Here is a 16,132-nt window from a genome sequence, read left to right as displayed (position 1 = left end):
CTTTATATAATAAGGAATTAAAACAGAATAATTTCAAAATAAATAGTAAATTAAGTTGATTGTCTGTAATGATTATAATTATCATTATCTCTCTTAATCTCCTTTATTGCTTATTCCTTATGAATTTAAAAACTAGCAAGCTACTCATATCATTAGCTATTTCAGCGGCATTAGCGCCTTATCATGTATTTGCTGTTGATAATCCAAAAAATGATCAGATTACAGTTACAGGCAATTGGCTTGAAAATACTGAAGATGGTGAGGTGGTATTTAATCACCCAGGTGCTCGAACGGTAAAAACGCAACAACAAATTAAAGAATCAGGCAGTGAAACCATTGCTGATGCATTGAAAGGGATACCCGGTGTGCAGGTACGAGAAAGTAACGGGACAGGTGGGAGCGATGTTTCCTTGAATGTTGGGGTTCGTGGGTTAACCTCACGCCTTTCACCCCGCTCAACGATTTTACTCGATGGTATGCCACTAGCGGCAGCTCCTTATGGCCAACCTCAGCTGTCGATGTCGCCATTATCACTAGGGAGTATTGAATCTATTGATGTGATCCGCGGAGGAGCTTCCGTACGTTATGGGCCACAAAATGTGGGTGGCGTCATTAACTTTGTGACAAAACCTATCCCGAAAGACTTTTCTGGTGGTGTTTCGTTACAAACCCAAGGGGCTAAAACAGGAGGGCTCAAAACCCTAGTCGATGCGTCCGTGGGGGGCTCAAAAGCCGATGACTCTGCGGGAGCGATACTGCTGTATTCAGGGTTACATGGGCAGGGCTACCGTAAAAGCAATGATAATACAGATATTGATGACCTGATTTTAAAAACACGTTATGCCATAACCGATAACGATGAGTTACTGGCTAATTTTCATTATTATCATGCAATGTCAGGTATGCCAGGTGGGCTAACTCAAGCGCAATATAAGGCTGACCCATTCCAATCAACACGGCCTTATGACCGTTTTGAAGGAAATCGACAAGACATGTCATTGAAATATAAACATGAAGAAGATGATAAACAATTTGAGTTAATGACATGGTTTAGTAAAAGTTATCGGGGGAGTTATATAGAAAGTGACCATAAAGATAAAGCGAATGAAAGACGGTTAGTTTCTTACCCTCGTCACTATACCGCGTATGCAATTGAACCGAGTTATTCACAATTATTCCGTTTTAATGATATTTCACATGAAGTGACGGTGGGATACCGTTATTTAAATGAAACCGCAGACGAAAAAGCTTACCGTTCAAATTGGTACCAAGCCGGCACTCAAAGTTCGCGGCCGAGTACTAATGATTATTACCAACACACATCAGGTGGAACAGAAGCCCATGCTATTTACCTTGATGACACCATTGATGTTGGTAATTGGACGGTGATCCCAGGGATCCGCTATGAGAACATTAATATTCATTTAAATGACAGTTTTAAAAACCAAAACAGAAGTAAGCGATATAGCGAACCGCTTCCTGCGCTAGCGGTGATCTATCACATTGATGATGAATGGAAACTATTTGCCAATGCCAGTACGTCATTTGGCAGTTTGCAGTATTTTCAGTTGAATACGAAAGGGGTAGGGAATTCACCCGCAAATGGGTTAAGTGCAGAAAAAGCACATAACTATGAAGTGGGGACTAAATACGATAATACTGCGCTATCTCTTGAAGCGACATTATTTTATATCGATTTCGATGACCAATTACTTTACGTTGAAAATACAACGGGTTGGACAAATTTGGGAGCCACAACTCATCAAGGTGTGGAATTGGCGGCAAGGTATAACCTGTCTGAGCTGAGCGATAAATTGGATGGTATAAGTGTGTATAGTACTTATACCTACACTAAAGCGGTAAGTAAAAAAGGGGATTTCGCTCATAAGGATTTACCGTTTTATTCACGGCAAGTCTTTACCGCAGGTAGCCGTTATGAAATTGGTAATTGGGTATGGAACTTAAATACTTATGCACAATCTACCCAAGAATCGCCAGGAACATCAAGCCATTATATAACAAAACCAAGTGCTGATGGCCGATACGGAACAATCCCCGGTTATATGGTGTGGGACGCACGAGGCGAGTACCATTTTGGAAAAAGTTTGTCTGATTTAACGCTATCTGCTGGTATTAAAAATCTTTTTGATCAAACTTATTTTACACGTTCTACGGATAACAATTATGGTATCTATGTGGGGCAGCCAAGAACTTACTATGTTCAAGCATCCGTAAAATTTTAATAAAAATAAGGCAGAACAATGATGATGAGAAAACTTATCAATGCATTCGTGCTGATTCTTAGTGCTGTTAGCCTACTATTTTCAACTAATAGTTTGGCGGCACCTATCACTGTGACGGATATTGCGGGTAGGGATGTGACGGTTAATGCCCCTGTATCTCGAGTGATGCTGGCGGACAGCCGTGTTTTAGTTGCGTTAAATATATTACATCCGCAAGACCCATTAAAAGGGATTATTGCTTGGGATGATGCGTTAATTAAAAAAGCGCCTGATTTGAGTGTTGCGTACAGCAAAAAATTTCCACAACTCAGTCAAATACCTGTTTTTCCCAACCCTTATACGACAGATTTTAGTGTTGAAAAGGCCTTAGTAGCTCAACCTGATTTGTTAATTTTTGATATTGGCTTAAAAAGTAAGCTTGCTGAAAGTGGCACCTTATCGTTATTGGAAAAAAGTGGTTTACCCGTTATTTTTATCGACTTTAGGCAATATCCATTAAAAAATACCATGCCGAGTATGGCATTACTTGGCCAAGTATTCGGTGAGGAACAACAAGCACAAGCATTTAATCAGTTTTATCAACAAAAGTTAGACTTAATCCGTTCAAGAGTGGCTAAACTTAGCAAAGAGCAGCGTCCAAGCGTATTCATTGAACGAGCTGCTGGTATCCAAGGGGAAGATTATTGCTGTAAAACGTTCGGTAATGGTAATTTTGGCGAATTTGTTGAAACGGCAGGCGGGAATAACCTTGGTTCACAATGGTTTAGTATTGGAATGGGTGGGGAAATCAGTGAAGAACAATTGATTCACAGCAACCCTGATTATTATTTAATGACCGCAGCTGATTGGGATAGTACCCGTAAAGGTAGTGCTTCTGTGCCGTTAGGTTATACGGGGGATAAACAAAAGTCTTTAGCCCGCTTGAGTAAGCTAATGGATCGCCCTAAGTTTCGTTCATTATCTGCTTACAAAAACAAGCAAGTATTAGCGTTATACCAGCAATACTACGATACGCCATTTAACATTATTGCGGTGGAAGCGATTGCAAAATTTATCCACCCAGAGTTGTTTGCAGACCTTGATCCGCAAGCAGATAGCGATTACTTACACAAAACTTTCACTGCCCTAGAGGGGGATGGTGTGTTTTGGGTTCAAGCGGAATAATTATCTTCTCATATAGCCCGCTTTAGTGGTGTTGGCAGTTAAAGCGGGCAAATTTATTGGTTAATTATATTATTTTTAAGTTTCGTTGAGCACGGGCAAAATGATTTTTGACGGGTATTCGCTAGAAATATGTAGGCTATTACAAGCTATTTTCCAGGTTCTATCACCCGCGATAGTTTTACCTGTATTTGTATTGAAGTCATATTTAGGGAAATTGCTACTAGAAATATCTAATCGTATACGATGTCCTTTTGCGAAACGGTTTGCACAGGCAAACGGCTTAATTTTTACTTCGACAATTTCATTTGGGGTTAATAATTCCTTCCGTTCATAACAATGCCGAAAACGGCAACGTATGATGCCATCAGTAATATTCATGGCATAGCCTTGAGGGTAATCGGCACTGGGAGGGTAAACATCAATAAGTTTTGCGGTGAAATCTGTATCTAATGCATCACTGCTTATCCAAAGCGACACTTCAATTTCACCTGCTAAACAGACATCTGCTTGTAATTCCTCGGTTTCGAAAACTAATACATCACAACGGGCAGAAAGGGGTAAGTTATTTTGTTTACTACCAAAAAACTGGGGTAATTCACATTGATTGAAAGCCCCACCCCAAAATATAGGCTGACCTGAGGTTAAGGCACCGCCAATGGTAGGCACTGGATTCTTAGGGTCATAACAATAGGATATTGTGGTTGTTTTAGTGTAGGGCTGATGATGTAATTTGTTATCTGGCCACAGATAATACGCAGTTTTCTCAGTATTTGGCAAAGGCCACTGATGGTGGCTAAGCCATTTTCCCCCATGCTCTATACGTCCTTGTTGGTTGCGTTTACCACTTCCACCACCCATCATGAATATTGTTACTTCGTCACGATGGTTTTTGGCGCTCTTATCCTTTAAGTGAGTTTCAAACCAATTTAAACGGCAAGATAACCAACTTTCACTAACATTGTGGTCAAATGCTGCGATATCACCAAACTCTGCATCACCACTATGCGTGATATTACGGTCACCATGTAGCCAAGGCCCCATGATTAATTTTTGCGGTGATTGTTTTTTGGTAACAAATGCATAGTAGTTATCTAATGTTGAACTGACATAGGCATCGTACCAACTAGACATAAATAACACTGGGATATCCGGTATTTGGTCATAATAGCCTTCGGCATAAATGCCTATTTTCTGCCAATAATCGGAAAAACACTCTTCTTCCCATTGTTCAAATAAATACGATTCATATTCAGGAACATGTTTAAGTAATGTTTGTCCTTGATGCCATGGCATTGTCGTAAACCACTCATGGATATTTTCTTGTTCGAGTGCGGCTAAAATTTCGGGAGATTGCTGGGCGAGTGGGCTTAGTTTAGCTTGCTTAAACGCCCAAGTGGCTTGTTTGAGTTCAAAAGCCCCCCCTTGACGGATCCCGCATTGGTAGGCGTTGGCAAAACCGCCAGAATCCAGCACCATCGTCTGTAAACCTGGTGGATTTAAACACGCCATTGCTAATTGTGTATGAGCGGCATAAGAGAGACCCATTGAGCCTATTTTGCCATTACACCAGGGTTGTTCCATAATCCATTGTAATGTATCAAAACCATCTTCAGCTTCATTAATATATTTTGTGAACTTTCCTTCGGACTCATAACGCCCGCGGCAATCCTGATACACGACAATAAAACCATGTTTATTGAAGTATTTCGCCATTTCTTGGCGTGTTATTTGCTGGCCTGATACCGTTTTTTCCGAACGAGAAGGTGCGGTTTTATCATAGGGGGTTCGCTCTATAATAACGGGAAAAGATGCAGTTGATTGAGTTTGTGGAAAGTAAATATCGGTTGATAGCATTATTCCATCACGCATTTCTATTCGGTAATTCTTCATATCCATCTTACTAATACCCTATGGTAACGGCGACGCTCAGTAAACCAATGCTGATTGCCATAAAAATGATAAAAAGCGGTAAAATATATTTTGCCCAGGTGGTCCAACTGACACCGGCTGTAGCTAAAAAGATCAATAACCCACTAGATGTTGGTGTGATCATATTGGTTAGCCCATTACCCATTAAAAATGCAAAAACCGTTGTTTGAGGGGAAACACCAGAAATTTCACCAACGGGGCCTAAAATTGGCATTGTGACAGCGGCTTGCCCAGAAGTAGATGGAATAGCAATGTCTAATAATAGTTGGGAAATAAACATGCTATATGATGAAACATAAGGACCGTGATTACCGACAAGCCCAACTAATTGATGAATAATGGTATCAAGAATTTTACCTTGAGAAAGAATAATTTCGACAGCAGTCGCTAACCCAATTAACACCCCTGCGATGAGGACTTTTTTCATTCCACTGACAAATGCATTAGCGGCGGCACTTGCGGTCAAACCACTACAACAAGTTAAAATAACACTTAAGAATAAATAGTAAGCAGATAAATCATTATTTTTCCAATGCCAGCGATTAGAGGCATAGACTAAAAATGCAACACCGATAGCTAAGACAATTAACATAAGTTTATGGCGATGGGTTAATTGTGTGGTTTGATTATGTTCTTCAACCACATAGTTTGTGAGCGTCGTTTTACGAATGCTATAGAAAACGAATAAAATACCGAGTGTAATAAAAATAAGGTACGCCGCAATTCGCATACTTAAACCACTAAACACGGGTAAACCAACAAGCGGTTGTGCGATAGAAAGTGCATATGGGTTGGTGATGGAGGCGAGGTATCCTACCTTAACCGCAATAGCTACAATGGCAAGCCCAATAAGTTCATTCAACCCAACGCGTTTCACTAAGGCTATAACCATGGGAATAACCAAAAGATACTCTTTGGCCAACCCCATAAAGGTACTTCCCATAGAAAATACAATCATTAAGAAAGGGATTAACAAGTAGATATTGCCTCGGGTAACATGGAGCAATCGCTCTAGCCCTGATTCTATAGCCCCTGTTTTATTGAGAATACCAAACATTCCTCCGATGAATAGCACCATATATATAAGTGGCGATTGCTTAACAATTCCTTCGGGGATCGCTTTAAATAGTTGAGGCAAACTGACAGGAGCGGCAGTACCTTCCTCCGATTTCTCAGTGCCTAATAATTGCTCTAACGTAATGTCTTTAGTGATAGTTTGGTAAGAATCAGGAATAACTTTTTTGCCATCACGCTCATATTGGCCTGAATTAACAAAATAAGTCATTAAAAAGGCAATGATAACTATAGTTAACATTACTAAAACCGGGTTCATTTGCCAGCCTGGTGGTGAAGATGGGCTTTGTATTGTGCTGTTTGTTGGTTGCATGATGTTGTCTCTTTTATTGTATTAATTATGAGTCGTAACCGAGCTGCCTCGATATACGTAAAGCAGACAGAAGCAGTTGCTCAGTCATATCTTGTTCTTTTTCATCAGAAAAACGGCTTAGAGGTAAGCTAATACTCAGTGAAGCAATGCATTCCCCATGTTGTGAAAAGATAGGTACGGCGATCGCACCAATACCTGCGGTTAATTCACCTCGGGTAATTGCAAAACCTTGTGAGCGTATGGTTACAATAGATTTTTCAATAGAGGGGTTCTTTTCAATAAAATGTGCTTGAACATCTTTAGGTGAGTAAGCCAATAGCACTCTGCCTGAAGCCCCAGATCCTAACGGTCGGCGATTACCAGCTTCACTGCGCACTTGAAGTGATTGTCCTGATGGCTTATGAAGAACTTGTAAAATTTCATCGTTGTCACGTATACGCATTTGAATATTTTCATCAAAACGTTGACGTAGTTGCTCTGCTTCAACTTCTGCGACTTGGATATAGTTAATTTGTTGGCGAGCGCAATTCCCCAAGCTTAATAATTGATGGCCTAAATGATAAGTAACCGGATTTTCGTTTTTTTGTACGAAATGGCGATTTTCCAGTGTGCATAATAAGCGGTATACCTTGGATTTATTCATGCCAGATAAGCGTGCAAGTTCACTTAACCCAAGATTGTTTTTTTCACCTAATAGCATCAATAACAATAAAGCATCATCAACGGCAGTGACAATATTTTCTTTCATATCAACCTCGACTGGTTCATACAGTAAACCATTGGTTTATTTAATAAAATTAGCATGGAGAATAATAAAAAATGATTCAAGAAAGTTGTTAATAAATTGTGAGGTGAGTTAGGGTTTTAAAAAGGTATTTTTCAGTGATAAAAATGAAAGTGGAGTATTTTTAATATAAAACAATTGGTTATAGGAAATGTAAAATAAGAAAATTTTGATGACAACGCGAATAGAAATGATTGTAAATGGGAAGCTAATCGTCATTTATGGCGGTTATTTGGTTCACCTAGTGAAATTGATTCGTACACCAGCAATAAATAAAAGAACCTTCAGCGAAAAAATGCGTCACTTTTATTGATTTTTTAAGGGGAAAATTCGGAAATGGCAGAGGTTATCAAAAAAGCATCGAAGGCATTTCTTAAATAATGAGCCTTATGGCAGAATGAAATTCACTTTCTTTAATGGATAACAGAGATGAAACTCGCGCTAGTTGGTTCTGGAAAAATAATCATGTCGGCTCTTGATGCTTTAATACAGGTGCAGGGGATAGAGCTAGTTGCACTGTGTGTTCGGGCGGAAAGTATTGAAAAGGGGCAGGTTATTTGCCAACAATTTGGTATAGCAAAGTTGTATACTGATTATCAAGAACTCCTGCAAGACCCTGATGTTGAGGTGATATACATAGGTTTGCCAAATCATTTGCACTTTCAGTATACCTTTGATGCATTGATGGCCGACAAACATGTGGTATGCGAAAAACCGTTTACACCAAATTGGCAACAATTGCAGGTGTTAATTTCCATTTCACAGACTAGAGGGCTTTTTTTGTTTGAAGCCATTACGTCTATTCATACTCCTGAATTTCATTTTATCAAACAACATATTGATAAAATTGGTGAAATCAAAGTGATTCACGGTAATTACTCCCAATATTCAAGTCGATACAATGACTATTTACAAGGCCGTATTCATGCCGCTTTTGACCCACAGCAAGCAGGCGGTGCACTCTATGATATTAATCTATATAACATTTATTTGTTATCGGCCTTGATGGGAGCACCCGATAGTAGCCATTATATTTGTAATAAAGGGTTTAATGGAATTGATACATCAGGGATATTAACCGCCCATTTTGGGCGTTCAGTTGCATCGTGCGTGGGAGCGAAAGATTCGGCGAGCCCTGGTTACTTTATTATTCAAGGTACCAAAGGGTATATTTGTATCAAGGGGGCTCCAAGTCTTTGCCAGTCAGTCGAGGTTTGCATTGACGGGGAAATATCCAGCGTATCTCGGGATACAACAATCAATCATATGGTCTATGAGTTTGCATTCTTTCGTGAGCAAATTGGCACTAAAAGCTATGCTAAATGTAATGAATTGCTTGAATTAGCATTAATTGTTTCAAAAATATTGCATCAATCACGGGACGATGTAGGGCTGGTATTTGAATCATAAATACATTGGCAGCGCTATGGCTGCCATAATTTGTCAATTTAAAATGAATATAAAGATGCTACTGATTTACCTAGCTTTTCAGCAAGCTCAGATGCCGCATATCTATCCATGACCACTTCAATATAGGCCGCATGGTTCGATAGCTCGGCTTGTTTAATCGCATTGTCTAATTCAATACAGTTGGTAACACGCTGACAATACCAATCTTTACAGCCTAATGCCGCGGGAAGCTGTGCATAATTCCACTGGGGTAAGTCGTTGTAATAGGCTTCAGGGTTTTTACACAAAAGCCGCTCAATTAAATAGCCGTCATTATTTAGGACAAAAATAATGGGTTTTAAGCCAAAACGGGCAAACTGGCTAATCTCTTGGGCAGTGAGTTGGTGAGAACCTTCTCCAGTTACTAAAATCACCCGTTTGTGTGGCTCAGCTATTGCTGCACCAAATGCAGCAGGAGTGGCCCAACCGATAGAGCCCCACAAGGTTTGGTTATGAAACTGTGCATTTTCAGGTAATAAAGCAAAACCTAACCCCATGGATGCAGTTCCCGTTTCTGCAATAATAATATCGTCCTTACGGAACATTTTTTCTAGGCGAGGGTACAAATATGAGGCAGTAATTTGGCCATTTTCACCTTGTTGTGGAGATCCTAAATCTTGGGCTTTGATCCCAACATGGTTCAGTGAGGGCACAAGTTCTTTTAATTTATGTAACACATCTTTCATCAATACATTTGGATAGATAGCAGAGCCCACTTTCACGTGGTCAGAAAGAATGTTAATACAGCTTTCAGGGGCAATAGCTGCCGTGAAGCTGCCGGAGTTGAAGTCCGTTAATACTGCACCGATCCCCATAACACAGTCACAACTCTCGACAAATTCTCTCACTTCAGGATTCATTAGTTTTCCGTTATAAATACCCATATATCGAGAGTTAGATTCGCTTAAGATCCCTTTATCCATAAACATAGTGGCATAGGGTAGGCCAGTTTTCTGAATAATAGCCTCAACATCAGTCGTTAAGCCGAAACGTGCTGTTAAAATTCCAGGAATAATGCAGGCTTTTGTACTCGATGTGAGCTTTTCGACAATAGCTGTAACGGCAGCTGATAATGACTCGCTATGACTTTTATTTATAGTGATAGTTTCAGATGTTTTATCTGCTTTAATTGGCATAACAGCGTAGTCAGAAGGGAAACCTAAATAAACGGGTCGAGATTCTTGTAAAGCGGTTGTAATTAAACGTTCTGTTTCGGCAATACAGTTTTCAGGCGTTAAAATAGCGTGAGCACAGCTTAAGTGTTGGCTCATTTGATAAAACACATCGAAATCACCATTTCCAAGAGTGTGGTGAACTAAGCGGTGGTTTTTTTGTACCCCACTTGCTGGCATACCAACAAGGTGAAAAATGGGAAGATGTTCAGCATAAGCGCCTGCAATACCATTTAAAGCACTGAGTTCGCCGACACCAAAAGTCGTCGATAATGCTGCTACACCTTTTACGCGAGCGTAGCCATCCGCAGCATATGAGGCATTAAGTTCATTGCAGTTGCCAATCCAGCGCATTTTTTCACTTTCACATACTGCATCTTCAATAGGGAATGCATAGTCACCAGCAACACCAAAAATATCGTGAATACCGATTTGGTAAAGTCTGTCCAATACGTATTCGATAACCGTCTTATTCATCATGCTGATCTCCATTAATTGCTTAGCTAATAATTCTAAATTGAATTATTTTTATCGTTTATTGTGCTTTAAAGGAAATCACTTAAACTCATTCTATCTATAACTAAAAATCATAGGGGGGGGGAATGGACATTCGTTCATTACGTTATTTTGTTGAAGTCGTACAGCTCAATGGTTTTAGTCGTGCGGCAGACAGTTTATTTGTAACGCAACCGGCGATTAGCCGCAGTATTAAAAAATTAGAAGATGAGCTTGGATATACATTGCTGATTAGGGAAGTCGATGGCGTTAAATTAACGGAGGAAGGGGACATTTTATTGGCTCATGCGAAGCAAATTCTTTCACAGTTTGGCTGTATGAAGAAAGCGTTACAGGAAAGGTCGGGTCCTATATCTGGTGTGCTACCTGTGGGGCTACCCCCCGTGATAGCATCGACCTATTTTGCTGACATTATTATGGCTTTTAGCCAACGTTACCCACAGGTGGAACTGAAAATTCTTGAGTTAGGTACCCGAAAAATGCGTGAGGCAATGTTAAATGGTGAAGTTGAAACTGCCGCTGTGATGTTACCTTTTGCTGATGACCGCTTTGAAGTACACCCCTTTTCAACGGACCGATTAATGCTATTAGTCAGCAAACAACATCCACTCGCAATCCGTGAATTTGTTAAATTTAGTGAAATAGTCGATGAGCCTTTTATTTTCTTTTCTGATGATTTTCTAATTAATGAACTGGTTGCCAGCGCTTGCGGTGTTTATGGCAAAAAGCCCACTATTTCCGGACGCAGTAGTCATTTAGATTTGGTAACTGCCATGGTAAGAGCTGGGGTAGGGGTAACGCTACTGCCAGATAGTATGTGGCAGAATACCAGTTCAGTGGGATTATCCGTTATTCCAGTTATTGAGCCAATATTGGCTTACGATATTGCTTTAGCGACAGTAAAAAACCACCACCAAAGCCATCGTGCCAAAGCATGGCATGATTTGGCGTTAACTATATTAAAGGCCAATAGGGCAAGATGAGGCAGTTAGTCCTGTATTGCTAAGTCTTGCATTAAACTTCCCAGAAATATTCATTTATTAATGAATATTGCTAAGGTTTAAATATTTATCTTAATTAAAAATTTTCTTTAATAAACAGAATCTATTGAGATTATAAAATAATTACATAAGAAATTATTTTTGATTTAAATCACATATGCGGAATATTGTTCATACATTAATGAATTAAAAGCGCTATTGTTAACCAAATGAAAATAAATTGTTTATTTTATTTAGCGGGGTGACAAATGAGCGCAGTAAAATATGATTATATTATTGTAGGTGCGGGTTCTGCCGGTTGTGTTCTTGCTGCTCGGTTGATCCAAGAAACGCAATCTAGAGTATTACTTATCGAAGCGGGCGATAGCGATAACCATTTGTTTATTCGTATGCCTGCAGGTGTAGCGAAAATTATCGCCCAAAAGAGCTGGCCTTATGAAACTGAGCCAGAGCCTCATGCTAATAACCGTAAAATGCAAATTGCCCAAGGGAAAGTATTGGGGGGAAGTAGTTCTGTCAATGGAATGATTTATATCCGAGGACAGAAACAAGATTATGATAATTGGGCTCTAAACTATGGTTGTGAAGGTTGGGGATATGCGGATGTATTGCCATGGTTTAAAAAAGCAGAGAACAATGAAAGCCTGACAGGGGAATATCATGGAACAGAAGGCCCACTTCCTGTCAGTGAAAATAGATACCGGCACCCATTATCAATGGCATTTATTCGTGCAGCACAAGAGCATGGTCTTCCTTATGTCAATGACCTTAATGGGGAAAGCCAGCAAGGAACAAGCTTTTACCAGACGACAACGCATAATGGAGAAAGAGCTAGTACATCAAGAACTTATTTAAAATCAGTGGAAAAGAGTGATAAGTTGACATTAAAGCTTGGTACTCAAGTGAACCGTATTATAATTCGCGATGGCCGCGCGATTGGTGTTGCTTATCAAGGGAAAAATGGCCATGAAGTTGAGGCATTCGCTAGTTGCGAAGTATTGGTTTGTTCTGGTGCGATGGGCTCTGCAAAATTATTGATGCTGTCAGGAATCGGGCCAGAGGAGCACCTATCTTCGTTGGGGATTGATACTCATGTGAATCTGCCTGTTGGCCAAAATTTTCACGACCACCTACATATGTCAATTAACGTCACGACTAAGCAACCAATTAGCTTATTCGGCGCAGACCAAGGTCTAAATGCGATTAAACACGGGGTAGAGTGCATAGCATTTCGCAGTGGACTGCTCACCTCTAATGTTTTAGAAGGCGCTGCATTTAAAGACAGTTGCAGCCAAGGTCGTCCTGATGTACAAATTCATTTTTTACCTATTTTAGATAGTTGGGATGATGTTCCTGGCGAACCTCTACCCGCCGCCCACGGCTTTTCTTTAAAGGTCGGGTACCTGCAACCTAAGTCCCGTGGTGAAGTTTTATTGCGCAGCGCAGACCCACAAGCACCACTAAAGATACATGCTAATTATCTTGCGTCACCTGAAGATATGGAAGGTTGCAAACGGGCAGTTAAATTTGGACTGGAAGTATTGGATTGCCCTTCATTACAAGTATTAAGCAAAGAAATTCTAATGCCGCCAGCGTCGGTGCGCCATGATGAAGCTCAACTTGAAGAGTTTGTCCGAAATTTTTGTAAAACGGTTTACCATCCTGTGGGAACTTGCCGTATGGGAACGGATACTACAACATCAGTGACTGACTTGCGGTTACGTGTACATGGTATTGAAAACTTACGTGTCGTGGACTGTTCTGTGATGCCTGAAATTCCAAGTGGAAACACAAATGCCCCAACGATCATGATTGCAGAACGCGCAGCAGCGATGATTATAGAAGATAGGAACGCAAATTAGCCTTGCGATAAGGTAATAATAGAAAAACAGCATAAAATCAAGGCAACCACCCAAACTTTATGCTGTTTCAATAATCTTACGGTACTTAGAACGATCTAACATTAAGTTGTGGTGTTATATATTAAACCGTTATTTTGCTTTATTGATTTATAGTATTTTTATATTTAATGGTTTATTTTGTACTCGCGGTATATTCATTTAATTAAATCCATCAAATAAAATAGCGTACTTTTATTAAAGTTAAATAATTTCATACAATAAATTTACTTCTCAATGACTACTATAAAGTGACATAAAGTCGTATTTCCCTTTTTTGGATAATATGCCAAAGAGCGTTATAGGTGAAGCTGACTTGATTGGCTTGGGATGATGTAGATAAACCTTACCTTCACGATAAAAATTTCGACCGTGCATAATCATTTGAAAGCTAAACAAACTATTACTGATATTCCACTTTCAATATTCCAGAAGCGGTAAATAAACCTAGTTCAATTTCTTTCCCTTCATGAAAAACTGGGGACACCGTTAATACTGGCTGTGCATAGTAAGTAAAATTACGATATTCATTAGGTAATAAAGGCGTATTATCTGCTTGAATTTTTAGTCCTAAATTAGGGTTAGATGTTTCAAGCAAATCCGTATTAAAGCTTGCACTAGAGCTTTCAAGCTTTAATTTAAGATTTGGATTACTGGATGATTTACTTCCGCAATCCAAATGATAGTCAATGTTTTTTGTATAACGTTCACTGGTAAATCTGTGTAGATTTATTTCACCAAATGAGACTTCAATAGGTTGTCCAGGGCCATTTTCACCATACACATCACAAGTACTTTCAATCACATCCACTTTAATTGTTAATGTATAGGTTTCGGCAAGGCAAAAGCTACTAAAAAAAATAATCAGTATATTAGTGAGAGTTACAAATAGTAAAAGTAATCTTTTTTTTATTATTTGAGTTAAAAATATCATAATGATTTATACTCCAATCGATAAATCAAATAAATTAATTTCAAGTAACTTAGATTTAATTTTTTAATTAATTACAATAGATAAAATAGCATTTCCTACCCTCGAACCTGGCTCGGGATTTCCTAATGAAGATAGAGTTGAACTAACGGAAAAGGTTAAGTTTGTATTTTTTTTAATATCCGCTTGAACTAAATTATTCAACATACATTTTCCTGAGACACATACATCTAATTGACTTTTTACACCATGTAATAAATCAACTTCATTTTCAGGTAAAAATTGAAATGTGGCACTCATATCGCCAGTACACGATATATCCCCATTAATTTTTGCTATATTTCCATTTATATTATTTGAGTTGACATTGCCATGAGATATCGTCAATGGCATAGATACATTGCAAGAAGGCAATACTGGGATCTCAGGGACATTAACTGAACAGGTTGTTCCTACATCTTTTCCATTCACAATTATTTGTAAGCATGTATCAGCATAACCTGTTGCTGATGCATGGTAATCGAAGAAATTTATATATCTAACATCAAACTGCCCAAACTTAACGCCGAAGTCGGGTAATACTTCACTACAGTGCTTAGGTGTGTTTCGTGTAACTGAATAGTATTTAACAACACCTACATTATATATACTACTAAATCCAACTAGTAGAGAAATACTTGGTGTTGCCATAGAGGTTATAGAGCCTGTCGATGAGCGTCCAGTCGCAATAACTGTAATATTACACTCAGTATTCGTGCTGTTTTTTATCTCATCTGGAATATATAAAAAATAAGGGCCTAACGTTTTTGGTATAGTATAGTATGCATCATTAATAAGATTATGTAACTTACTTGTGGTGTATATACTGTTAGGATTTAATGGACTTGCACTAGTTTTATTATTAATTATAAATAGTAAAGCTAGCATCATTATTTTAAAAAAATAAATATTTTTACTTTTTAGCATTACGCTATTACCTATCAATTTTATAAATTATTATCGTGATGCTATGACGTTAATCATATAGCATTTCAAAAGCAATTAAAGCAGAAAAAGCACCAGGTATGAGTGGACCGGACGTTCTTATAGCTGAGACATAATAAATTAGGCTATTTTGGCCCGATGCAATTAACGTTGGGTTACTTTCTTTACCTATTGGTAATATTTCTCCTGCTGAATTTGCTACTTGCAACCCAAAGCCGTATGCCCCATTGACTTGAATAATATTTGAATGTTCAGGTTCACTTGCCGCTAAAAATTTGATTTTGACCGCAGGCTGTGTGCTACTCCATACTGTTTTTCCAGTTTGGAAATTTTGAAGTTCAGTTTGAACTTGCAAGCAATTTAACAACTCAATTTGGAATGGAATAGGTTGCATCACTTGCTCAGAAGAATTTAGATCACTAAATGATAAATTTCCTAGCGAAACGGATTGATTACTAGATTTCATAGCTAATTCGCATGGGTTTTCAGTTAAAGAGCCTGAAACATGGATAACCCCATGCTGGCCATCAACCTCCCAACCATCTGTAGGCCTGAATAGATTATTATTGTCAGCAACAGCCGGCAATACTGTGGCTAAGCAAAGTGAAATGACCATATATTTTGAACGTAACCAACGATATATTTTTGAGCTCATAAATATGTCCCCATTTAGC

The 16,132-nt window shown here is 38.9% G+C and carries 12 protein-coding genes; 5 read left to right on the top strand and 7 right to left on the bottom strand.

Annotated elements, in window-relative coordinates; translation table 11 throughout:
- Window positions 1-119 precede the first annotated feature (119 nt).
- Window positions 120-2,243: a TonB-dependent receptor family protein gene (locus P3L40_RS12230; protein WP_196731561.1), complete on the top strand. Its 2,124-nt coding sequence runs from the start codon at window positions 120-122 to the stop codon at window positions 2,241-2,243.
- A 21-nt stretch (window positions 2,244-2,264) separates the two neighbouring features.
- The gene (locus tag P3L40_RS12225) at window positions 2,265-3,407 is read left to right on the top strand and encodes an ABC transporter substrate-binding protein (protein WP_196731600.1); all 1,143 of its coding nucleotides are present in this window, start codon (window positions 2,265-2,267) and stop codon (window positions 3,405-3,407) included.
- Between the two features lie 75 nt (window positions 3,408-3,482).
- Here the strand turns inward: P3L40_RS12225 and P3L40_RS12220 are convergent, their stop codons facing one another.
- From P3L40_RS12220 to P3L40_RS12210, 3 genes are read right to left on the bottom strand one after another with little or no spacing between them, the layout of a single operon-like run.
- A complete protein-coding gene (locus P3L40_RS12220) occupies window positions 3,483-5,303 on the bottom strand; it encodes a CocE/NonD family hydrolase (protein WP_196731560.1) in 1,821 nt (606 codons plus the stop codon).
- Between the two features lie 4 nt (window positions 5,304-5,307).
- Window positions 5,308-6,723 (bottom strand): YfcC family protein, encoded by a 1,416-nt coding sequence (locus tag P3L40_RS12215; protein WP_050763789.1) that lies wholly within the window; start codon window positions 6,721-6,723, stop codon window positions 5,308-5,310.
- Window positions 6,724-6,748: 25 nt separating this feature from the next.
- Window positions 6,749-7,471 (bottom strand): IclR family transcriptional regulator, encoded by a 723-nt coding sequence (locus tag P3L40_RS12210; RefSeq protein WP_153673480.1) that lies wholly within the window; start codon window positions 7,469-7,471, stop codon window positions 6,749-6,751.
- A 465-nt stretch (window positions 7,472-7,936) separates the two neighbouring features.
- Between P3L40_RS12210 and P3L40_RS12205 the strand changes: the two genes are divergently transcribed.
- Window positions 7,937-8,917 carry a Gfo/Idh/MocA family protein gene (locus P3L40_RS12205; RefSeq protein ID WP_196731559.1) on the top strand — a complete coding sequence of 327 codons (981 nt, stop codon included), beginning with the start codon at window positions 7,937-7,939 and terminating at the stop codon, window positions 8,915-8,917.
- 38 nt (window positions 8,918-8,955) lie between these two features.
- Here P3L40_RS12205 and P3L40_RS12200 read toward each other — a convergent pair whose 3' ends face one another.
- Window positions 8,956-10,605 (bottom strand): alpha-keto acid decarboxylase family protein, encoded by a 1,650-nt coding sequence (locus P3L40_RS12200; protein ID WP_196731599.1) that lies wholly within the window; start codon window positions 10,603-10,605, stop codon window positions 8,956-8,958.
- Window positions 10,606-10,730: 125 nt separating this feature from the next.
- Here P3L40_RS12200 and P3L40_RS12195 point away from each other — a divergent pair, with 125 nt between their 5' ends.
- Window positions 10,731-11,627, top strand: coding sequence for a LysR family transcriptional regulator (locus tag P3L40_RS12195; RefSeq protein ID WP_196731558.1), 897 nt, complete (start codon window positions 10,731-10,733; stop codon window positions 11,625-11,627).
- A gap of 266 nt (window positions 11,628-11,893) precedes the next feature.
- Window positions 11,894-13,507: a GMC family oxidoreductase gene (locus tag P3L40_RS12190; protein WP_196731557.1), complete on the top strand. Its 1,614-nt coding sequence runs from the start codon at window positions 11,894-11,896 to the stop codon at window positions 13,505-13,507.
- 439 nt (window positions 13,508-13,946) lie between these two features.
- Here P3L40_RS12190 and P3L40_RS12185 read toward each other — a convergent pair whose 3' ends face one another.
- The 3 genes from P3L40_RS12185 to P3L40_RS12175 all read right to left on the bottom strand — a co-directional run bounded on the left by P3L40_RS12185 (window position 13,947) and on the right by P3L40_RS12175 (window position 16,113).
- The gene (locus P3L40_RS12185; RefSeq protein WP_004264094.1) at window positions 13,947-14,477 is read right to left on the bottom strand and encodes a fimbrial protein; all 531 of its coding nucleotides are present in this window, start codon (window positions 14,475-14,477) and stop codon (window positions 13,947-13,949) included.
- A gap of 63 nt (window positions 14,478-14,540) precedes the next feature.
- Window positions 14,541-15,440 carry a hypothetical protein gene (locus P3L40_RS12180; protein ID WP_004264095.1) on the bottom strand — a complete coding sequence of 300 codons (900 nt, stop codon included), beginning with the start codon at window positions 15,438-15,440 and terminating at the stop codon, window positions 14,541-14,543.
- A gap of 49 nt (window positions 15,441-15,489) precedes the next feature.
- Complete coding sequence (locus tag P3L40_RS12175) at window positions 15,490-16,113, bottom strand: fimbrial protein (protein ID WP_196731556.1); 624 nt, start codon at window positions 16,111-16,113, stop codon at window positions 15,490-15,492.
- Window positions 16,114-16,132 lie beyond the last annotated feature (19 nt).

It is taken from the genome of Providencia sp. PROV040 (genome assembly GCF_032706145.1).
In the GTDB taxonomy this organism is placed as follows: Bacteria; Pseudomonadota; Gammaproteobacteria; order Enterobacterales; family Enterobacteriaceae; genus Providencia; species Providencia hangzhouensis.
Note: the sequence above shows the minus strand (reverse complement) of the source record. Positions and strands in the feature narration are given on the sequence as shown.